Source organism: Shewanella sp. 4t3-1-2LB (assembly GCF_017368415.1).
Lineage (GTDB): Bacteria > Pseudomonadota > Gammaproteobacteria > Enterobacterales > Shewanellaceae > Shewanella > Shewanella fodinae.
Map to the genome: position 1 here is coordinate 1 of NZ_JAFNJD010000040.1, position 22159 is coordinate 22159.

At 50.1% G+C, this 22159-nt stretch carries 15 protein-coding genes; 2 read left to right on the forward strand and 13 right to left on the reverse strand.

Annotation, left to right across the window (positions count from 1 at the left end; genetic code table 11):
* The 8 genes from J3L11_RS14180 to J3L11_RS14215 form a co-directional block, all read right to left on the reverse strand.
* Positions 1-598 (reverse strand): MFS transporter (locus J3L11_RS14180; RefSeq protein WP_207571418.1); only part of this gene is annotated, 598 nt, incomplete at its 3' end.
* 97 nt (positions 599-695) lie between these two features.
* The gene (locus J3L11_RS14185; RefSeq protein WP_207571419.1) at positions 696-3266 is read right to left on the reverse strand and encodes a hypothetical protein; all 2571 of its coding nucleotides are present in this window, start codon (positions 3264-3266) and stop codon (positions 696-698) included.
* Positions 3267-3268: 2 nt separating this feature from the next.
* Positions 3269-4834 carry a sodium/sugar symporter gene (locus J3L11_RS14190; RefSeq protein WP_133037605.1) on the reverse strand — a complete coding sequence of 522 codons (1566 nt, stop codon included), beginning with the start codon at positions 4832-4834 and terminating at the stop codon, positions 3269-3271.
* Positions 4835-4855: 21 nt separating this feature from the next.
* The gene (galK, locus tag J3L11_RS14195; protein WP_207571420.1) at positions 4856-6016 is read right to left on the reverse strand and encodes a galactokinase; all 1161 of its coding nucleotides are present in this window, start codon (positions 6014-6016) and stop codon (positions 4856-4858) included.
* Positions 6013-7083 carry a UDP-glucose--hexose-1-phosphate uridylyltransferase gene (locus tag J3L11_RS14200; RefSeq protein WP_207571421.1) on the reverse strand — a complete coding sequence of 357 codons (1071 nt, stop codon included), beginning with the start codon at positions 7081-7083 and terminating at the stop codon, positions 6013-6015. Before J3L11_RS14200 ends, galK begins: the two co-directional genes overlap by 4 nt.
* Before the next feature lie 17 nt (positions 7084-7100).
* Positions 7101-8132 carry a UDP-glucose 4-epimerase GalE gene (gene galE / locus J3L11_RS14205; RefSeq protein WP_207571422.1) on the reverse strand — a complete coding sequence of 344 codons (1032 nt, stop codon included), beginning with the start codon at positions 8130-8132 and terminating at the stop codon, positions 7101-7103.
* Positions 8132-10501 carry a glycoside hydrolase family 2 TIM barrel-domain containing protein gene (locus tag J3L11_RS14210; protein ID WP_242695257.1) on the reverse strand — a complete coding sequence of 790 codons (2370 nt, stop codon included), beginning with the start codon at positions 10499-10501 and terminating at the stop codon, positions 8132-8134. Before J3L11_RS14210 ends, galE begins: the two co-directional genes overlap by 1 nt.
* 101 nt (positions 10502-10602) lie before the next feature.
* Positions 10603-13317: a TonB-dependent receptor gene (locus tag J3L11_RS14215; protein ID WP_207571423.1), complete on the reverse strand. Its 2715-nt coding sequence runs from the start codon at positions 13315-13317 to the stop codon at positions 10603-10605.
* 412 nt (positions 13318-13729) lie between these two features.
* On the opposite strand from J3L11_RS14215, the gene J3L11_RS14220 reads away from it, so the two are divergent.
* Positions 13730-14269 carry a hypothetical protein gene (locus J3L11_RS14220; RefSeq protein WP_133037611.1) on the forward strand — a complete coding sequence of 180 codons (540 nt, stop codon included), beginning with the start codon at positions 13730-13732 and terminating at the stop codon, positions 14267-14269.
* On the opposite strand, the gene J3L11_RS14225 is transcribed toward J3L11_RS14220, so the two are convergent.
* The 5 genes from J3L11_RS14225 to rssA all read right to left on the reverse strand — a co-directional run bounded on the left by J3L11_RS14225 (position 14266) and on the right by rssA (position 20628).
* A complete protein-coding gene (locus J3L11_RS14225; protein ID WP_242695258.1) occupies positions 14266-15447 on the reverse strand; it encodes a peptidogalycan biosysnthesis protein in 1182 nt (393 codons plus the stop codon). The genes J3L11_RS14220 and J3L11_RS14225 overlap by 4 nt on opposite strands.
* A 390-nt stretch (positions 15448-15837) precedes the next feature.
* On the reverse strand, positions 15838-16452 hold the full coding sequence (gene ribA, locus J3L11_RS14230; RefSeq protein WP_133037613.1) for a GTP cyclohydrolase II: 615 nt from the start codon (positions 16450-16452) through the stop codon (positions 15838-15840).
* Positions 16453-16737: 285 nt separating this feature from the next.
* Positions 16738-17211, reverse strand: coding sequence for an anaerobic ribonucleoside-triphosphate reductase-activating protein (nrdG, locus tag J3L11_RS14235; RefSeq protein WP_207571424.1), 474 nt, complete (start codon positions 17209-17211; stop codon positions 16738-16740).
* 45 nt (positions 17212-17256) lie between these two features.
* Positions 17257-19374 (reverse strand): anaerobic ribonucleoside-triphosphate reductase, encoded by a 2118-nt coding sequence (gene nrdD, locus J3L11_RS14240; protein ID WP_189615717.1) that lies wholly within the window; start codon positions 19372-19374, stop codon positions 17257-17259.
* 297 nt (positions 19375-19671) lie between these two features.
* Positions 19672-20628 carry a patatin-like phospholipase RssA gene (rssA, locus tag J3L11_RS14245; protein WP_133037616.1) on the reverse strand — a complete coding sequence of 319 codons (957 nt, stop codon included), beginning with the start codon at positions 20626-20628 and terminating at the stop codon, positions 19672-19674.
* A 190-nt stretch (positions 20629-20818) separates the two neighbouring features.
* Between rssA and J3L11_RS14250 the strand changes: the two genes are divergently transcribed.
* Positions 20819-22159, forward strand: coding sequence for a DEAD/DEAH box helicase (locus J3L11_RS14250; RefSeq protein ID WP_207571425.1), 1341 nt, complete (start codon positions 20819-20821; stop codon positions 22157-22159).

Consider the following 22159-nt stretch of genomic DNA (forward strand, 5'->3'; position numbering starts at 1 on the left):
CCAGCCCCCCGATCAACAACAGCCCAACCCCCCAACCAACCCAGCGGATCCCCATTACCACGGAGCCGAACAGCGCTAAACTCGCTAACGGAAATAACCACTGATACAACACTGAGGCCAGCTTAATAAAATAGGTGTTCACCGCCATGATAGCGGCGCGCTGTCGCTCATCGTGAGTGATCTCATAACTGAGACTGGTCGTCGGTACTGCCACCAACGCCGCCGCTAACGAAAACAGCAAATAAAACCACGCAAAATAGCAAAGCTGCCATAACATTGGCCAATGTGCAGGCACCATCCAGATACAACCAAATAACACTGCGCTCAACAAGCTACCCGCAATGATCAGCGGCTGTCGCTTAGCCGTTCCCCCTTGCCAATGATCACTGACATAACCGATCCAGGGCGTTATCAGCGTGCCAACAACCACTGGCAATGCTAGCGCCAGACTCAGCAGGAATGGGTCTACGCCTAACTGCATCTGGTAAAACGGGATCGCAAGTACCTGAACACTCTGATTGGCAAACAGCATGGCAAAAAAACCAGCACCCAGTGCCAGTTTTTGCTGGGTTAACCCGTTGAAAACACTGTCAACCAACCACCCTCTCCCTGAAAAATATCAGTACTGGCAGGATTATACCCTGCGCGGGCGATGGTGCCAGTCCGCCTTTGGTTTAGCCTAGGGTTATCTTACGTTACATCTGTACCAGCGCCACCTCTGTAATCTCAATACCACGCTGTTGCATAGTCTGGTGCGGCCCCAACGCTGGCAATAGCAGTTGCATGCCCTCAATGGCGTTCAGCGAAAATGCCTTTTGTGACGCAAATGGCCCCACGGCAACCGGCATAAAAGTCGGGTAAGCCTGACCAAGCATGATGCCCATCGGTTTAAGCTTATCCAGTGGTAACAACAAGGTCTTCCAATCATTAGCCACGGGGAAATCTGTGCCCCAAGCTAGGCCATCGTTGGCGATAATACCCAGCTGTAAGCGATCATCTTTACCAAGAGAGCGGAGCCGCAATGCCAAAGCATTGTAGCCATGCAAATCACGGCCTATGAGTTGATTGTCGTTAGCAAGATCCAACCGCAATAATGTGCCGCCGGTGCTGATTGCCTGTGGTTCCACTGATAATTTTAAGGTGGCACCTTCAACTGTGGCTGACGTCGCGGGCCAAGAAACCGTGTTCTTCGGTGTGTAATAACCGCCGCGATCGGTGGCCGGTGCCAATAAAGTTACCGGTGTGCCTTCAGGTGTCAGCAAGGTATGCCAATAACCGGCGTCAACGTAATCCCAATCAGCGGGAGTGCCCGCTTTGGCCCCCGGCCAAGTGACCTGCTGCTGACCATCACTGACACTAATGGCATATTCCAGCACGCCAGGGTGTTGCCATTCAGCTGTATTGGGTAACGTCAGTTGATAAGTGTCACCATTGACCGCTGTCATGGGTAAAGCCTTAAAGTCTTTATACCCCTGATAGCGCAGATATAGCGTCACTTGATACTGAGGCAACTTTCCCGCAATTTGTGCAGTAAAACTGAGTTTATCCCCCAAATTGCGCTGACGTTGCGGCTGATGAACCAAAGCGAGTTCAGGCGCTGGAATGGTTGGCAAGTAATAAGGAGCCGTGGCTTGCTTGGCACTATTGACCAGTGCTGCCGTACGCCCTAGCAGGTAAACGCCCGGCTGCACGGTTATCTGACCGTGCTCAGCGTTAGCAACATAGTGATTACCGGCGTTGATCCCTTTAATCGCGAAGGTTGGCCCCAAATCGGCTAATGTGAGTGTCATTGACCGTTGATGCAGATACAGCCTGCCAATTTCGCGCTGCAAACTTGGTGGCTGATGCGGGTCCTGCAACGGCAATAAATCGGGATAAACTTCCAGTCGCCATACACCATCTTGCTGTTTATCAAGGAAATAGGCACCAGTACCACGGTAAGTCACGAGTGGCGAACTGCCGACCCCAGCAATATGCTGTAATTGAGCCTTATCAGCCGGTGCCTGCTGAGTGTTGCTGGAATAGTAATAATGACGGCCATCATCGTACAGACTGAGATCTGCCTGATAATCCAGCAAGGTATAATCAAAGCGATTGCTGGCAGGATACTCCTTAGCCTGATACCCCAAAGGCAGCCGCCGGAACTCCTTGGCAGCAATCATAAAGCTAATAGCTTTAGCAGGTGTGTACAGCAAATTTAGATAATGAGTGTTGTATTCCGAATTGGTCTGAGCGAGTGCTGCTGAATCATAAGCAAACTGAGTCGCCCACTGAAAGCCGGCCTCACGGAAACTACGTGCCATCGCCGGATACATCACACTTCTGGTCACATCGGCCGCATCAAATTCGTACACCATTTTGGCTTTATGCTGACAGGCGGCGATCTGCTTAAACGGATCGGTGTAGTGCGCCACGGCTGGCAACATATTGCTGTGCAGTGCCGAGTTTTTCACCAGCCCCGTGGGATACCACTGATAAGCCACACCATCGACAGAACTGTTACATAAGGCGCTGGCGAATGCCTGATCATTACCTTGTTCGCTGATATTGTAAAACAGCGGTTTAGTCACACCTAAATCACGTACAGTTGCCAGCAGTTGTTCCACATAGGCGGCACTTTGTTCGGCCGATTGCGTATGTTTCGGCTCATTGAACAGTTCAAAAGCGATAACATTGTCATCGGTTGCCAAGGTTTTCCCAGTATAGGGATTCTTGTGAGTCAGCAACTGCCGTAAGTAATTTTGGGTGACGGCAATGGCTTGCGGATCCTGATTCATCTGCGCTTTGCTGTAATCGGCCGAAAAACCTGGCTCTTGGGGATCGGGTGCCGGGTAACCTGAACCCCACCAAGCAATGGGCGTGATAATGGTTTTGATACCATGCAGTGCCAATTGCTGTTGCAGATAATCAAACAAACGTAACTGTTCGTTATCCAGCAGCTTGCCCTGTTTATCGCTGATAAGCCGGTCCCACACATGCACCCGATAAGCATCCAATCCCATACGCGCAATATGGGCGACATCCATATCAATAACCGCTTGAGGGTCCAATCCCAATTGTTTCACTGAGCGATAACCATAGGCAAACGGCATGGCATAGTTTACGCCAAATAGCGCCACTTGCGAGCCGTCTTGCCATTGCATCACACCGTCTTTAACGCTAACGCTCATCGGCGTTGGTTGCGCCAACAGTGGCGAGGTCACGGCAGTCAGTATGGTGGCGGTGATAGCCACCAGCGATTGTCGGAAGGTCACTGTCAGCATCATGTTCACCACCAAGTTGTATAGAAACCAATAAGGATCAGACTGATCACCACAGCACAAACGCGATAACTGCCGTCAGTCGTGAAGTCGATATCATGTAGCGGAATACTGTGCTCATGGTCTTTACCTTTGCCTTCCAGCAGCGAAATCACTACCGCCAGCAGCAAACAGCAGAGGAACACATAGCCAACCCGATCCATAAATGGCACTTGTGGCAACCAGAATTTAGCCGCTGCCGATAACACCGCCGAACCGATAGCCGCCGCCAAGGCCCCGTTAGCCGTCGCCTTTTTCCAAAACATGCCGAGCACAAACAACACCACAATTCCCGGAGTGAAGAACCCAGTAAATTCCTGGATAAACTGGAATGCCTGCTCGGATTTACCCAGCAGTGGCTGCGCGGTTACCAACGCGATTACCAGTGCAGTAACACTGGCGATACGGCCGACTTTGACATAATGATGCTGGCTTTGGTGGCGGCGCACCTGCGCATACAAATCCATGGTAAAAATCGTGGAAATACTGTTGGTCATAGAGGCTAAGCTGGACAGAATTGCCGCCACCAGCGCGGCGAAAATGAGCCCTTTCAGACCTACGGGCATCAACCCCATCAACTGTGGATATGCTTGATCCGGTCGGTCAAGCGGCGGTAACAACAGCACCGCGGCAATCCCCGGCAATACCACCAACACCGGCATCAATAGCTTGAGAAAAGCGGCAAAGGCAATCCCTTTGCGGGCTTCTTTCAAATCCTTGGCTGCCAACGCTCGTTGAATGATGTATTGGTTAAAGCCCCAGTACGACAGATTCATGACCCACAGCCCGCCAATCAATACCGAAATCCCCGGCAAGCTGGCGTAATTGGGATTATCCGGCGTGAGGATCATGTCGAATTTTTCCGGTAATCGGGTCATCAGAATATCAAAACCAGCGATCACGCCTTGCCCGTCACTGACCATCTGCAGCGACACATAGGACAGAAACAGACCACCGGCCACCAGCAGCAGCACCTGGATAATGTCGGTCAGCGCCACAACCTTGAGGCCGCCATAAAGCGAATAAGCCAGTGATAGTGCCGCCAGCAGTACCAGACTCGCGGTAATATTCAGTCCGGTCAGGGTATTAATTGCCAAGGCGCCAAGCCATAGTACCGCCGTCAGATTCACAAACACATACACCGCCATCCAGAATAGCGCCATCGTCAGCCGCACCCGATTGTCATAACGGTGCAACAAAAACTGCGGCATGGTGTAAATCTTGCGTTTCAAGAAAATCGGCAAAAACCAGGCACCAACGATGATCAGGGTAATGGCCGCCATCCACTCATAAGAGGCAATCGCCAAACCTATCGCATAGCCAGAACCGGACATACCGATAACTTGTTCGGCTGAAATATTGGAGGCCACCAACGATGCACCGATGGCCCACCACGGCAGACTGTTACTGGCCAGAAAGTAATCGCTGGTATTTTTATCGTGCCCGGGTTTATCCCGCGACACCCACCAGGCCAGTCCAAGCAGAATGACCACGTAGGCCGCCAAAATGGCAAAATCCAATGGGGCTAACAACATACAGCTTTCTCCTTGGCGTCTTTAAGGTTGGGTGACAATCTCGGCACCGGCCGAAGGCTGACAGACAAACACATCGGCCATCAAACCAAAGTGTTCAGGATAGTTGGCCGCAATCTGCGCTTTGACGTCGGCAACTAAATCGTGTGGCACCAATGCCACCACACAACCGCCAAATCCGCCGCCGGTCATACGTACACCGCCACGATTACCGATAATGCTGTCGACCATAGACACCAGATAGTCGATAGGCGCGACGGTGATTTCAAAATCGTCACGCATCGAGGCATGAGATTGTGCCATCAACTGGCTAAGGGTACGAATATCATCATTAGCCAGCGCCTTGGCGGCCGCCAATGTCCGGGCATTTTCAGTCACCACATGACGGACACGGCGTGCAGTCACATCATCCAGTTCATTGAAGATATTGCCGATAGCCGCAGTATCCAGATCCCGCAGCGCCTTCACACCATAGTGGGCCGCACCTGCTTCACATTGTGCGCGGCGAGTGTTGTATTCGCTGCCCACCAGTCCTCGTTTAACGTTGGAGTTGATGATGACGACCGACAGTTCCTGTGGCATAGCAACGGCATGGCATTCAAGCGAACGACAATCAATCAACACCGCGTTACCCGCCTGCCCTTGCGCGGAGATCAACTGATCCATGATGCCACTGTTACAGCCCACAAAATGGTTCTCAGCTTGCTGCCCAGTGAGCGCGATCTGACTCAAGCTCATCGCCTGTTCGGCTAGCGTGGTAAAGGTCAGTCCCAAGGCCACTTCCAACGCCGCCGATGAACTAAGACCGGCGCCTTGCGGCACATTGCCGCTGATAGCAAGATCACAGCCCACTAAGCTAATGTCCTGACGTTGTAAACTCTGCACTACCCCGCGAACATAGTTAGCCCATTGATAGTCAAGGTGATGCGCAATCACCTGATCCAGCGGGATTTCATCCACCTGGTTAGCATAATCTGCCGCCACAACGCGGATAAGGTTTAGGCCGTTCTTACGCGCCAGTACATGGGTATCAAAGTTGATTGCGCAGGGCAGCACAAACCCATCGTTATAGTCGGTATGCTCACCAATCAGGTTAACTCGACCTGGGGCGCGAAAATGGTAATCGGCAGTCGCCGAAAAATGTGATGAAAATAGCTGATGTAACTCAGCGACTGTCAGACTCATGCGTCACCTTTTTGTGCAGATTTATAATGTATGGGTGATTGTTGGCGTAAACGTTCTGCCGCTTGCTCGGGGGTCATGTCACGCTGGGTTTCCGCCATCATTTCGTAACCCACCATGAATTTTTTCACCGTAGCAGAACGCAATAGTGGCGGGTAGAAATGGCAGTGCAGTAACCAGTGCGCCCGAGCTGCAGCTTCCTGAAATTGTTGAGTATAAGGCGCGACATGCCATCCCATTGAATACGGGAATGCACACTGGAACAGGTTGTCATAACGGATAGTGATTTGTTTAAGGATATCAGCCAGTGCCGCTTGTTGTGGTGCTGACAACTCCTCCATCCGCGTGACATGGGCTTTAGGCAGCAGTAGCGTTTCAAACGGCCAAGATGCCCAATAAGGCACAACCACCAGCCAATGCTCATTTTGCACCACAGTACGTGCACCATCAGCAAGTTCACGTTCCACATAGGTTAACAGCAGATTTTTACCGTGCTGCGCCAAATATTGTTGCTGCGCCGCATCGGTTCTGGCTGGCAAGGTGGGTATTGAAGAGCAGGCCCAGATCTGTCCGTGTGGATGTGGATTCGAGCAGCCGTTAATCGCGCCTTTATTTTCAAACACCTGAACCCAAGCATAGTGCTGTGACAGCTCTCGATACTGTTGGATCCATTCATGGATCAGCGCAACAAGCTGTTCGTTCGACAACTCCGGCATGGTCAGGCTGTGATCCGGCGAGTAACACACCACCCGACTGGTACCGCGCTCAGATGCCAACACAAACAGCCCATCATCATTGCGACTGGCCACTGGCGTATCCTGATGCAACGCGGCAAAATCGTTGGTAAATACATAAGGCTTGCTATAAACCGGGTTGATATCACCGGTGATACGTTTGTTTCCCGGGCACAGGAAACAACTGCTGTCGTAATGCGGAATATCATCCGTTGCCGGGGCTTCTACCTGCCCCTGCCATGGCCGCTTTGCCCGGTGCGGTGATACCAACACCCAGTCACCCGTTAGCGGATTATAACGGCGATGGGGATGATCTTTTACGTCAAACTCTGACATACAAACCTCAATTTCTGTCAAACTGTTGTACTGCAATAACCGTCGGGATTCTGTGACTGCCAATGCCAGCTGGAAGCCACCATATCGGTTAAATTTCGAGTTGCCTGCCATCCCAACACGTCATGGGCGAGGCTGGCATCGGCAAAACACTGCGCCACATCACCAGCACGTCGCGCCACAATCCGATAGGGTATGTCACAACCACTGGCTTTGGCGTAAGCCTGCAGCAGTTGCAACACCGAGACGCCACTGCCAGTACCGAGATTAAACACATGGCAGCCCGGCTGCCCGTGCAGTTGCGTTACCGCCCGCACATGACCTTCAGCCACATCACTAACATGGATGTAATCGCGCACACCGGTGCCATCAACGGTTGGATAATCGTTGCCAAACACCGATAGTTCTCGACGTCGCCCCACGGCAACCTGAGCAATAAACGGCATCAGATTATTGGGGATACCGCGAGGATCTTCGCCAATCAAACCGCTGGGATGCGCGCCCACCGGATTAAAATAACGCAGGATAATACCATTAAATCCAAGGTCTGCACGGGTTGCGGTACAGTGATCGCGGATAATCTGCTCCACCATCAACTTACTGCGGCCATAAGGATTGGTTGGTGCCAACGGGAAATTCTCAAGAATTGGTACGCTATGTGGATCGCCATAAACCGTGGCCGATGAACTGAAAACCAATGTCCTAACTCCGGCTGCAGTCATCGTCTCGATTAACGTTTGGCTCGCAGTGACATTATTACGGTAGTAAACCAAGGGTTGCACCACCGACTCACCAACCGCTTTAGCACCCGCAAAATGCATTACTGCATCAATCTGCCATTCCGCAAAAATCTGTTGTAACAGTGCAGCATCGCCGACGTCTCCTCGATATAAAGGCAACGGCTGACCGCAAATCTGCTGTACCTGCGCTAACGCCTGTGGCTGGCTGTTGCTAAAGTTATCTAGCACCACGACTTGATGCCCCGCTTGCAACAACGCAACGCAAGTATGAGTCCCAATATAACCGGCACCACCGGTAACGAGGATCTGCATCAGTGTGCCTCCGGCGCTAACATTAAGGTAGCGGGCGGCAGGCCTGCGGCCGTAACCGTAACTTGCGCATGTTTGAGACTATTACCAATACGGATCAACAGCGCCCCTTGTCCCATAGAAGTCACTATCGGAGTTTGGTTAAGAATTTCGATATCGCCACTGGCTTTGGCCTGCAGCGGGATATCATTGCTCCACAGAGGGTGGCCATCTTTATCCTGTAACTGCGCATAAACAAACAGTATGTCGTTGACACCCGGCACAGGTGCAACCCCACTGGTATCCAGTTGCAAGCGGATGGAAGCCGCTTTACCGGGTGTAGACACTTCATGGGTCGCGACAACTTTATCGTCAATAATGGCCTCAGCGCGCAATGTTCCGGCGGTGAACTTTCCTAGATGAAAGATAAAAGGTGGGTGCGCCAGATGTTGCGAGTAGTGATCCCGCGTTGCAGCTTGCCGAGCGATTAACTGTCCGTTGAGATACAGCGCCACCGCATCGGCGTTACTGAACACCCGTACATCGGTACTGGAGTCCGCTTGCCATTCGCTAGCAATATGCACCATCGGCCCACTTTGGAAAAGCGGGCTGACTTCCGAGGCATCACGCTGACTGGCAAAAAAGTAATAGCTGTACTTGGGTTGACGGTAGAGACTCATAATACCGGACGCTTCTATATCGTCGGTATAACCGCGGTTATAATCAAACATCACCCAATAACCGTCAGCAAACGCTGGTACGGTGAAATTGTCATTGTGTGCTTCTTCAATATTCAACGCTTGCTGTAGTAGCCGTTTTTCGCCTCTGTTCAGCAACTGCCGACTACTGCGTTGTTCTTCTTTCAAGTCGCCCCAGCTATCTTGGTTAAAACCCGCATTCTGCGCGTAATATTCCCAATCGCCATATTCGGACACAATATAGGGCTGCTGCGGCGTTTGGTAATGCTGCAGCCGATGCTGGCGTGCCTGTACAAAAATGTCATAGCCAGCTTGCCAGCCAGCGGAAAAACTGCCGGGAAATTCCTGATGTACCGCATCATTGAGACGTTTGATCAGTGTTGCTGGCATCTCGGTTTCATTTAACGAGCATTCCCACGCCAGCACACTCGGATGGTTACGATCGCGCCGGATGAGATCGCGACAACTGTCTACCACATGATCGGCAAAAGCAGGATCAGGATTGTAATACTGCCAGCCAAGTACTGCGTCCAACACCACCAGCCCCAGCTTATCGGCTGCCTGCATAAAGGCCGGAGAATGGGGATAATGTGACAGTCGCACATAATCAAAACCGGCTTGCTTGATTTTGACCGCATCACGATAATCTGCTTGAGCAGACAACGCATAGCCGACAAACGGGTATTCCTGATGGCGGTTCACCCCGCGCAAAAACGTTTGTTTGCCATTGATCAACAATTGATGCTTGGCGTTGAAGGTAAAACTGCGAATGCCTATCTGCCGTTGTTGCTGTTCAATCAGTTGCTCACCACTGAACAACTCTGTTTGCAGGGTATATAAATTGGGTGACTGCGGGCTCCACAGTTTAGGTGTTGTCACTGTTATCTGCTGCTTGACATCCGCTACTTCGCCTGCAGCCAATTGATACGGCTGGGTGGTGCTGGCAATCGTCTGCCCTTGCCACAATAAGGTTTGTGTCAATTGCAGCGTTTTATTCTCGGTATACTGATTCTGTAGTTGCGTTTTGATCGCAATCGTGGCGCGCTGGTCGCTCACTTCAGGATAGGTGACAAACACACCACCGCCCCCTACACTGTTAGCCAACATTTCATCGGTGATCATGAGCTTATCTTTGATCTGCACAGAGACGCCACGATACAGACCACCATAAGTGTTAAAATCCAACAGATGCAAAGGTTTAGGGCCAGTTATGGGGTTATCGCGGTTATCCAATCTCACCAGTAGCGTATTGCTACCAGGCTTTAATGCATGACTGAGATCTAAGGTAAACGGCAGGTAGCCACCCAAATGGCTACCCACTTTCTGGCCGTTGAGCCAGACATCAGCCTGATTCATTGCCGCTTCAAAACGGATTAACACCACTTTTTGCAACCAAGCGTCAGGTACATCAAACTGCTTCTGATACCAGGCAATCCCCTGCCACTGCTGATTAACCACTTCGGGTTCTAGTCGTGGGGTATGCGGCAAGCTCACGGATTGCCACGGAACGGTCAGCTGTGCCAACGGTAGCGCCTGAGCAGATTTCTTAAACTGCCAGTGTTGATTGAACGCCAAGTTCTGACTGCTGCTCGCTGCTGTCGCCTTGGTGGTCGAAATATCAGTGTCGGCGGTTTCTACCTGACACCCACTGAGAAGACATAAGCCCAGTAATATGGCCGTTAACTGCTTGGTCATTCGCACCCTGAAACATCCTCCGGATAAAATTTGCGCCCATCTGCCGACAGCAGTTGGGTTGAAGCTGTTCCGGCAAACAACCGGAACAGCTTGCCGTGTCATTACATGTTGAACTGGAAGCCGAGCAAGTAACGGCGGCCCCATTCCACGTAACCACGAGGACGGGATGGATCGTTATCAAAGTAGGAAGTAGATGCTTCATTGGTCAGGTTCTGCCCTTGCAGCATCACTTTGAAATTGTCAGTCAGCTGATAGGAGATGCTGGCATCTACCGTCGCTTCTGACCCAATGGTGTATATCTCGGTTGGATCCCAACTCCCCACGCGAGTGTATTCACTGCGGTAGTTGTAAGACACCTTGGCATCCACACCAGCTTTGTAATACCACAGCGTCAGATTACCCACATTTTTTGACAATCCCGCCAATGGCAACGGATTATCTACGGGTTGGAATTCCTTAACGTTGCTGTTGGTATAGCTATAGTTGGCATAGACACCTAAGCCATCAAAAGGCTCAGGCAGCATGCTAAAGGCCTGTTGATAGAGCACTTCAAAGCCACGGATTTGTCCACCATCGCCGTTGACCGGTGCATTCAGTTGATACTGTTCACCGTCCACGGTAATGGTACTGGTGGACTCGCCGATATGTTTCTTCAGATCCTTGAAGAACAATTGCACTGTAAAGGCGGCATCTTCAGCAAAATAGTACTCGTAACCCAGATCCGCCTGATTGGCGATAAACGGATTCAGATTAGGATTACCGCTGGAAGCGCTATTTACCGTAGAAGACTTATTCAACCCCAATCCAGAACGCATCTCCACCAGCGGTGGTCGAGACATGGCGCGAGATAGTCCCAAGCGAACCTGTGAATCTTCCGTAACGCTGAAACGCAGGTTCAACGCGGGCAGAATTTCATCATAATCATGGTCAAAAGACACCGGAGTGACTGTGCCGGTATTCGGCACCTGATCGAAACCACTGGAGGTAGAGTTGGTACGCACATAACGCACACCAATATTACCGGTGTAAGGGATACGACCAAGCTCGCCCCTGAGATCAAACATCACATACAGGGCCTTATTGGTTTCCTGCACATTCCAGTTATCCAAATAATCACTGGTGAGCTTGGCATGATCGTTACGACTGTCGATACCGCCAAAAGCGCTGTCGACTACTTCAGACCAATTATTGATGGTGTACATCACCGGCACATTGTAACCACTACCCAGGCCATAAAAAGATGAGTTTACATTGGCAGCACTAGGGTTGGTCTGCTTCCAACTCACCACATCATTATCTTTCTCACGATCAGCCCAGCGCCCACCAAAGCTGACTTTGTCAATGATGCCCCACTCCACCATCCGCGAGAAATCCAGCCGCGCATTGATCATATCGTCTTTTAGAATACGGTCGTTATCTACCTGCAAGTAGTTGAGTCCGTAATCGCTGCTATTATCCAAAGCATAATCGGTAGTAATTCCTAGCTTATCGCCGGTGGCATCCCAACCAACATCAATTCCAGGAGTCCCCAGACTATCGTTCCAAAATAGCGATGAGATGTTAACCCAACGGGATTTGATAGACGCTTCGGAATATCCGACATCAGCAACCACGGTCCAGTCATCGCCCTGCCATTCCGCATTCAGACCGGTACTCACTAACTCATTTTTCTGGAACCAAGTCGAGTTATTAGCACTAATCGGGCTACTATCATCACCTCGCCAAAGCTTAACACCACCAGCGGTGATCTGCTCCGAGCCATCCGCTTTGGTCACTATCTGCGTGGGATGAGAAGAGTTTTGATATCCCCAGTTACTTCCGCCTCCCCAGTTACCCCAGCCGTCAAACCACATCTGATCTTCACGTTCTTTAATATCAAACTTGGAGTAAAACAGGTCATATTTCAGTTGCAGGCGGTCGGTCGGCAACCACTGTAAAACGGTCATCGCGCCAAGGCGCTTGTTAGTACCACCTTTAGTGGCGGTTTGTGCGCCCCAGGGGGCCGCTTCGGTGATACCGTCACCGTTGACGTCTCCTTGCTCCGCTGTCAGCTTGTTATAAGACCAAGAAGTCACATCGCGTTGAATCGATGGCTGATCCTGATAAGCGACACCAAATGCCACACCAAAATTGTCAGCAATCGGGTCCACGTAGCTGAAACTGGTGCGATAACCCTTGCTATCAGCCGTTGGGATATCATCGGCCATCGGATAATCCATAACATGGCCACTGACATTCACCTGGCGTTTGTCTTTATCCAGCGGATTGACAAAATTCATGTTCACCAATCCAGCAATACCCCCTTCGATATTGCTGGCCAGTGGACTTTTATATACTTCTACCGAATTGATCAGTTCAGCGGGGAACTGTTCAAAACGCACGCTGCGACTCGGTTCGCCACTCACGATTTCACGGCCATTCATGGTGGCTAAGTTCAGCCGTTCCCCCAAACCACGAATAGAGATGGTACTGGCATTACCGCGGTCACGTTCAGCGGCAATCCCCGGTAGCCGCGCCAGTGCATCCGTGATAGTCACATCTGGTAACTGGCCGATATCGTCTACGGAAATCACTTCTACGGTAGAGTCCGCCAGTTTTTTGTTCTGTAAGGAACGCTGTAAGGTGGCACCAAAGCCTTGGACCGTCAGTACTTCTATATTCTGCTGTTTGTCCGTGTCTTTAGGTTTAACCTTCTGAGCGTTATTGGTTGTGGTGGCTTGTTGTTCTTGTACTGTTTCCTGTGCTTGTGCAGATGCCAGAGACAAGCATTGAGCGATTGCAAATGCAGTCAGACTCAATTTGAATTGTCGTTTCATTTTTACCCCTTTCTTAGGCAGGCAATAGTTCTTGTTTTCTGGAAATTCAGATACTTGGCGAAAAATCCCCAATCACGCCAGGCACGGTGCTTTTACTTGTAAATATATGTGCAGAGGTCCACACCGAAGACAAATCTACCGCAGCATAAGGTAAACGTTTACTATACAAAAGTCTAAAATCAGGTAACAGAAAATATATATTATTGTTTTTTAATAAATTTATAAAGTGTAAACGATTACTCTAATCTAGCGATTATCAGCGGTTCAGACCGGATTTCAGCAAATATGGCTCGCAAGCAAGCCACTAAAAACCGTTTTTGTACTGGATTTTGGCGGTCACAGGTTTCATGATCCCGGTATCCGCGCCATGATTTACACAAAGCGCTCACGTCACCCGCATAAGATGAAACCTATGTATACTGTTGAAGAGCAGAATCTGGATACGCAACTTGCCGCAATACAACATCGGCTACCGCAAAACGAAAGCGTGTTGGTGCATCTGGGGCGAAACAGCACCACCTTTGTGCCACTGCCCCAGCCACAATCGAAAGAAATCGAGTTCGGCATTTTATCCCATGACATTCACATCGGCGTCGAACAGCTTGCTAATGACTATTTTCAGCACGATATTCCTGGTGAACCGGAACTGGACCATGCAATCAACTGTATTGAAGATGAACTGATGCGCAATTTGGTGCTAACTAGTGGTGGCCGAAAACTGATCAGTGCCGACAAGCTGCATGCGGCATTATTTGACGTGGATAAGGGAATGGCGGAGTTCAGCCGCGAACAGGTAGAGCAGTTGTTCACTCGCTATGCGTGGTTATCGATGGGACGCGCAACCACGACCGACAATTTGCAAACCAGCAAACAGGCTTATGCGGCACTGTTGATCCTACGGGAAATCATGCATCATCTGGATTATCGGCAAGTGCTGATCGTCGCTGATTAGTCAGCCACTTGCTGCTTGAACGGCAACGCCGCCTGCATAGCACTGAAGTATTGTTGATTATGTTGCCGTTCTTGTTCACAAAAACGCTCAATAGCTTGGCAAAAAGCCTCGTCCGCAATCGCGTGCAGTGACAGCGTTATCACCGGCTCAAAACCCCGAATTAGCTTATGTTCGCCCTGAGCCCCCGCGTTAAAACAGCTAAAACCATGACGGATGGCGTAATCAATTCCCTGATAATAGCAGGCTTCAAAATGCAGCCCATCCACATCCTGTAAAGTGCCCCAGTATCGGCCGTAGAGTACTTGTTGTCGATCGTCGGTGAGATACAGCGCAGCAGCAACTGCTTGTTCTGGCGGTTCATTATCGCGACACACCAACAACAAACGTACGTTCTCCGCCAACAAGCGCCCTAATTTCACAAAGAAATCGCCAGACAGATAGCCGCCATGACCGGCACGCTTCAGGTATGTCATCTGGTAGCAGTAATAGAAACGCTGCCACAGTTCAGCAGAGACCGCCGCGCCGTCAAACCAGTGATAATGCAGATGCTGCACCTTAGCGCGCTCTTTGAGAATACTCTTACGCTTACGCGACGTAAGTGCCGCCAAAAAATCTGAAAAATCATTATAGTTACGGTTGAACCAATGAAACTGACACCCTTCACGGCGCAGCAATTTTAAACCACTGGCACCTTGCCATTGTTCACAGGAAACTGGCACTAAAAACAAGCCATGCCAAGAGGAAAACTGCGATAACTGTTGCGCAATAATATGATTTACCCGTTGATATATCTCTGTAGCATAAGCCGCAGCCTGAGGATGAATACCCAGGCGCTTACCGCTGATGGGGGTAAATGGAATGGCCGCCACCAGTTTAGGGTAATAGGCCACACCATAGCGCTGATAAGCATCCGCCCAAGCCCAGTCAAACACATATTCGCCCCAAGAATCTGACTTTTGATATAGCGGCATCACGGCCACTAATTGCTGATGACGGTATAACAACAGATGATATGGGCGCCAGCCGCTGTCCCCTCCCACACTGCCACTCAGTTCCAACGCTAGCAGAAACGCGTGATGGGTAAATGGATTAGTCGAGGCCATACAGGCATCCCATGCGGTGGCAGGAACCTTGGATATATCCTCAATAAATTGGCATTTCCATATTGATTCTTGCAATTATGTTCCTTTTTTCTAAACGATATTGCGTCATGCGGCAGTCCTCGGCACATGGCTTTTCATGATCTATAACGACCAAGAAAAGATTGCAAGTGTAAAGGTTCACACCTCGTTCGCACCAAGCGCAGTTATACACACAGATGCTGACATCAGGCCTAGCAAGCAACATTATTTTTCCCACAGATAGCAACACTGGATATTGCTATCGACAGCGGAATAGTTACCACTTGTCCGGCGTGAGCCAAACATGACATGGTTGTCGGTCAGGAAGCATTGGCGTCAAAAGTGGGTATCTCGGTTATTAGGTGTTCTCTGCGCACAGTTGATTGATGGGGCGCAAAAACAACAAAGGCCGGGATCCCGGCCTTAAAGTTGACAATTGAGCAACAGTTAATCCTGGTGTTCCTCAAAATAGGAATCGGGGATCAAATGGCCTAATTCGTGTGACTTGGTTTTAAGATAAAACTCGTTATAGCGGTTCTTACCGACCTGCAGCGGCACACGTTCTACCACTTCCATCCCGAAATCTTTCATCGCTTTCATTTTACGCGGATTGTTGGTCATCAGACGCACCTTGTGCACTCCAATTTTTTCCAGCATCGGCGCGATCATATCGTATTTACGCATATCCGCCGGAAATCCGAGCTGCTCGTTAGCCTCAACGGTATTGGCACCTTGATCCTGCAACGCGTACGCGCGAATTTTGTTCAACAAACCAATACCGCGTCCTTCTTGACGCAAATACAGAATAAATCCACGACCTTCAGCCGCAATATTCTGCATCGCGGTTTGCAACTGAAAGCCACAGTCACAACGCAGACTGAATAACGCATCTCCGGTCAAACATTCAGAGTGAATACGTCCAAGCATAGGCTCATCGGCACTCAGTTCACCAAAGGTTAACGCCACGTGTTCCTTGCCGGTCTCGCTGTCTTCAAAACCGTGCATAGAGAAAATACCCCAGGGAGTGGGCAACTTGGCGGTGGCGATATATTTAATTGACATGAATTAACCTTAACTACTGCTCTCAGATCATGAGACGGTTAATGTCTCTCGTTGAAGAGACTTTACATATACATTGATTCAAGCGGGCCATTTTAGGCTGTTTCACAACGGATAGGAATACCCGAAGGCATTGGCTTGGGATTACCCAGATAACACTGCCGGGAGTTTACCGTTAGCTGAATCTGCTGGTTCGGCAGTATAGCAACTTCCAACCACCGCGACAGTGTTTTGCAGACGCAAAAAATGAAGTTTATTGTTCGATATAGCCGATTAAACCTCACGTCATCACTGACGCTCGTGCAGATGATGCACTATCTGGTTACTGGAACCGCGATACAGCAGTGAAGGGTCTGCCAGCGACTGTTCAAATTTACCGTCAATCAACACGTCAATATAAGGCAATATCGCGCGTTGCGCGGCAGTTAATTCATTGAGTTTGTAACCGGTCCATAACCAGATATCCTTGCCTTCGCACTCTTGCCGAACCCGTTTCACTAACTGCAACACCGCCGGAACGTTGCCAGGAAATAATGGATCGCCGCCCGATAAAGACAATCCTCGCCGATGAATACGGTTATCGTTCAAGTCATGGATAATCTGATCTTCCATTGGCTGATCAAATAGATGACCTGAGCGCGGATCCCATGTGGACTGGTTATAACAACCGCGACACTGGTGTTCACAGCCAGCAACAAACAACGTGCACCGCGTTCCGGGGCCATTAACAACATCGACCTGATAATAACGATGATAATTCATGGTACTTGCCCTCCAGTGCGCCCCGATGGGCGCACCTGTGTCAGCTCAGAGATGTTTAACGCGGCGTTTGACTTCTTCCTGTTTACCCTGGTTAAACGGACGAGCATCAGGGCTTCCCAAATAACCACACACACGGCGGATAACCGAGACGCGAGCGGGATCATGGTTACCACATTTCGGGCAGACAAAGCCTTTACTGGTACAACTGAATTCACCGGTAAAGCCGCAGTCATAACATTCATCTATCGGTGTATTGGTACCATAGTACGGAACACGGCTGTAACTGTAGTCCCAGACATTTTCCAGCGCTTCCTTATTGTGCTGCATATTCGGATATTCACCGTAGCAAATGAAGCCGCCGTTCGAAACCTCTGGATAAGGTTGTTCAAAGTCGATTTTATCGTAAGGATTAACGGACTTTTCCACGTCCAGATGGAAACTGTTGGTATAGTAGCCCTTATCAGTTACCCCCGGCACTAAACCAAATGCTTTTGCATCGAGTTTAGCAAAGCGGTTACAGAGGTTTTCGCTAGGTGTAGCGTACAGGCTGAAACCATAGCCGGTTTCCTCTTTCCAGCGCACGGTAGCCGCTTTTAGGTAGGCCACTATATCTACCGCCTTTTGCCGTAGTTGTTCACTGTCATAAACATGGGTTGCAGTGCCATACAGGGCATTGATCGCTTCGTGCACACCAATGTAACCGAGTGAAATAGAAGCGCGGCCGTTTTTGAAGATATCCGCAATGCAGTCATCCGCTTGCAAACGCACGCCACAGGCGCCTTCCATATACAGGATTGGAGCCACCCGAGCTTTGACATTTTTCAGGCGATCAATGCGGGTATCCAGCGCTTTGCGGGCAATCGCCAGACGTTCATCCAGTATCCGGTAAAAAGCTTTTTCATCGCCTTTTGCTTCAAGTGCAATCCGTGGCAGGTTAAGACTAACCACCCCCAGGTTATTGCGGCCTTCATGCTGTAACTGGCCATCTTGCTCGTAGGCACCGAGGAAGCTACGGCATCCCATAGGCGTTTTGAAGGAGCCGGTTACCCGTACCACTTCGTCGTAGTTCAGGATATCTGGGTACATGCGCATGGTAGAGCATTTCAGCGCTAACTGTTTCACATCATAATTGCAATCACCGGGCTTATGGTTAACGCCATCGCGAATGGCAAATACCAGTTTCGGGAATACCGCAGTCTTATGATTTTTCCCCAAGCCTTCCATGCGGATTTTCAGGATTGACTGCTGGATCAGACGCGACTGCCAGCTAGTGCCCAATCCAAACCCCAGGGTAACGAAGGGAGTCTGGCCATTGGCAGTGTGCAGCGTATTGACTTCATATTCCAGCGACTGGAAGGCATCGTGGCACTCTTTTTCAGTGCGTTCTTCAGCGTAAGCTGCCGCGTTTTCGATACCCCACTTTTGCGCCACTTCCATATGTTTTTCATAACTTTTGGTCACAAAAGGTGCCAATACTTCATCGATACGGTTGATGGTAGTACCGCCATAAATATGGCTGGCTACCTGCGCAATAATCTGTGCTGTCACCGCTGTGGCGGTAGAGATAGATTTAGGGGTTTCAATTTCCGCATTACCCATTTTGAAACCATGGTTCAGCATGCCACCCAGATCGATCAACATACAATTGAACATCGGAAAGAAAGGTGCATAATCCAGGTCGTGATAATGGATTTCGCCACGTTCATGGGCATCCACCACGTCTTTGGGCAGGATATGGTGCTTGGCATAGTGTTTTGCCACAATTCCGGCCAACAAGTCGCGTTGAGTTGGAATGACTTTGGCGTCTTTGTTAGCATTTTCGTTCAGTAGTGAAGTATTGGTCTGCTCCACTAAGCCGCGGATTTCTAGGCTCAGTTTACTACCGGTTTCCCGGCAGATGTCACGATCGTGACGGTATTCGATATAAGCTCGAGCAACAGTTTTATAGGGGCCATCCATCAGCAGGTTTTCTACTCGGTCCTGCAATTCTTGGATAGCAACCTCTGGTTTTTCTCTCACTGCCGCAGAGACAACGGCAGCGACAGTTGCAGCATAGTCGACATCGTTAATACCACAGTGCGTCGAGGCTGCCAGCACCGCATCCCGGATTCTGTTTTCATCGAATTGGGTACGGCACCCATCCCTCTTTATCACTACTGGCATGATCTTCACTCCGTTTTGTCATTGTTATCACCATATATAGTGCTCATTTTTTAGCTAAACACTATATGTGGTAAGATTAGGCTACAAAACCACTAGGGATATATTGATCTGGATCATGTAAAAGGACGGCTGTCGTAACTTGGCAGAAATTGTTGTTGCGGTCAGCTAATTGTGACCATTTGCTACTTGACCCAATGGCCAGTCAGCGATAGTAACGCAAACTCCGCGGAAAATATCTGACTCCAAACACAAGCGCCGGTCATACGAACCGGCGGCTGTGTATAACTGGATCGCGTGTTATAACTCACCCAATACCGCATCAATTAAATGCGCTGATTGCTTGACCGCATTTTCTCCAGCGGCAATGGCTTCTGCTGCGCGATGAAATTCCATAGTCCCAATTTCCGATACTTTGGGCAGCAAGCAGAAGTCTGGTGGATCGCCCACCAATCGCGCACGTTTATGACGCTGTTCCAAAATATCCATCGATTGCGACATCACCGCCAGCATACCGGGCTCAGTTTTATTCCCCAAGGAGAACTTGTTGGTGAGGCCGGCAATGTAGTCTTTCCCTTTTGCCAACAGATCCATAAAGCCAGAGTCATTGTGGTTGCCTGATTTTGCAGTCGCTGTCACGACTTCCTGGCGGGTATTTTTACCTTGCACATTCACGGGCAACACCTGCAGCTTTTCACGTCGGTAGCCGTGTAAATCCACCCCAATCACCACCTGACAGCCCATCGCTCGCGCCACAGATACCGGAATAGGATTCACCACCGCACCATCCACCAGCCACCGTTTGCCCTGCCGCACCGGCGACATGAAGCCCGGCATCGAACAAGAAGCGCGCACCGCCTGCCGTAAATCGCCATTACGAAACCAGACTTCTTGCCCCGAATACAGATCTGTGGCAACCGCGATAAACGGTTTTTTCAGATCTTCAATTAACAAGTCACCAATCCGGCTCTGGATCGCATCGAAAACCTTATCGCCGCTGATAAGTCCACCTCGGCGCCAACTAATATCCATTAGCCCAAGCACATCCCAGCTGGAAAAACTGCAGACCCATTCTTCCAACTCTTCCAGTCGGTCATTAGCATAGGCAGCCCCGACCAAAGCACCAACGGAACAACCGGCAATCTTTTGCGGATGGATCCCCATATCCGCCAACCCTTTAAGCACACCAATGTGTGCCCAGCCCTTGGCGGCGCCACTGCCCAAGGCAATACCTATGATGGGTGAAGCGTTTTCCATCTGTGTGTTTCTCCTCGTTGGCAATAACTCATGCAAGGTTATAGCGCCCCCATTCTATCGGGGTGACAAAATCAAACTCAAGCATATCAAATGCTGACTGGCAGAAAATTCCAATAGAACTAACATGAAAACTGCCTAACGCTGTAAAAACCGCTATAATACGCGCCGCTGAATTTTATGGAGACAATCTTTGCAATTTTCCGATTTTTCGTTGGATAAACGCCTGCTGCAATCCCTTAAACATTTGGGTATTGATCAGCCAACCGAGATCCAAGCTAGTGCTATCCCGATAGCGCTGGCAGGACACGATTTGATGGCGTCATCCCAAACTGGCTCGGGTAAAACCCTGGCATTTTTGTTGCCAGCATTGCAAAGGCTGATGGCGACACGCGCCCTCAGCAAACAAGACCCGCGCGCTTTGATCCTGTTGCCTACCCGTGAGTTGGCCAATCAGGTTTACAGTCAATTACGGCTATTGGTGGCCAATACTCAGTTCAAAGCCGTAAGCATTCTTGGTGGCGAGAATTTCAACGATCAAGCCAAGGCGCTGGCAAGGAATCCCCATATTATTGTGGCAACGCCAGGGCGTATCGCTGATCATCTGGCGCAACGTCATCTTTACCTTAACGGATTGGAATTGCTGATCCTCGACGAAGCAGACCGTATGCTGGATCTAGGATTTGCCACGCAATTGCGCGCTATTCATCAGGCTGCTGATCATCGGCGACGGCAGACCTTGATGTTTTCTGCCACACTGGCTCATGATGATATTCACGAACTGGCGGCAGAGTTACTGAACTCGCCTGAGCATGTGGCCATTGGTTCCAGTCATGAAACCCATCAGGACATTCATCAGCGGGTCTATCTGTGCGACCATCTAGATCATAAAGAATCCTTGCTGCTGGCACTACTAAAAGCGGGGACACACAAGCAGATAATGATTTTTACCGCTACCCGAGATGATACTGAAAGACTGGCGACTAAACTGGATCAGCAAGGTTACTCGGCCATCGCGCTCAGTGGTGAACTGAAACAAGCTAGCCGTAACCAGATTATGGATCAGTTCAGTCGTGGTCAGCAGCAGATCCTAGTGACAACCGATGTTGCCTCCCGAGGCTTGGATCTGCTCAACGTGTCGCTGGTGATAAACTTCGATATGCCGAAGTTTGCCGAAGAGTATGTGCATCGCATCGGACGGACGGGACGAGCAGGTGCAAAAGGTGATGCTATATCATTAGTGGGCCCAAAGGACTGGGCGGCCTATACCCGCGTGGTTGCCTTCTTGGCACAAGCGCCGGAAACAGAGGTGATAGCAGGCCTGGAACCGACATTTAACGGACTGGCACCCAAACAGTCACAGGCCAAGCGTCGAGTTGCGAGTAAGTCTACCGCTAAGCTAGGCGCGACTGTTGATAAACCTCGTAAATCACAGGCTCGCGACAAGCGTTTCCTCACGGCCGTAGATGCTGGGGATATGCCGATGCGCCGTAAACCGGCGCAGACGGTAAATACTGATGAATCAGAAGAATAA

Coding starts and splice junctions, on each gene's coding strand:
- rssA (WP_133037616.1), bottom strand. CDS start 20,628: ATGGAAAACGCTTCACCCATCATAGGTATTGCCTTGGGCAGTGGCGCC.
- J3L11_RS14215 (WP_207571423.1), bottom strand. CDS start 13,317: ATGAAACGACAATTCAAATTGAGTCTGACTGCATTTGCAATCGCTCAA.
- J3L11_RS14185 (WP_207571419.1), bottom strand. CDS start 3,266: ATGATGCTGACAGTGACCTTCCGACAATCGCTGGTGGCTATCACCGCC.
- galK (WP_207571420.1), bottom strand. CDS start 6,016: ATGAGTCTGACAGTCGCTGAGTTACATCAGCTATTTTCATCACATTTT.
- nrdG (WP_207571424.1), bottom strand. CDS start 17,211: ATGAATTATCATCGTTATTATCAGGTCGATGTTGTTAATGGCCCCGGA.
- ribA (WP_133037613.1), bottom strand. CDS start 16,452: ATGTCAATTAAATATATCGCCACCGCCAAGTTGCCCACTCCCTGGGGT.
- galE (WP_207571422.1), bottom strand. CDS start 8,132: ATGCAGATCCTCGTTACCGGTGGTGCCGGTTATATTGGGACTCATACT.
- J3L11_RS14200 (WP_207571421.1), bottom strand. CDS start 7,083: ATGTCAGAGTTTGACGTAAAAGATCATCCCCATCGCCGTTATAATCCG.
- J3L11_RS14210 (WP_242695257.1), bottom strand. CDS start 10,501: ATGACCAAGCAGTTAACGGCCATATTACTGGGCTTATGTCTTCTCAGT.
- nrdD (WP_189615717.1), bottom strand. CDS start 19,374: ATGCCAGTAGTGATAAAGAGGGATGGGTGCCGTACCCAATTCGATGAA.
- J3L11_RS14220 (WP_133037611.1), top strand. CDS start 13,730: ATGTATACTGTTGAAGAGCAGAATCTGGATACGCAACTTGCCGCAATA.
- J3L11_RS14190 (WP_133037605.1), bottom strand. CDS start 4,834: ATGTTGTTAGCCCCATTGGATTTTGCCATTTTGGCGGCCTACGTGGTC.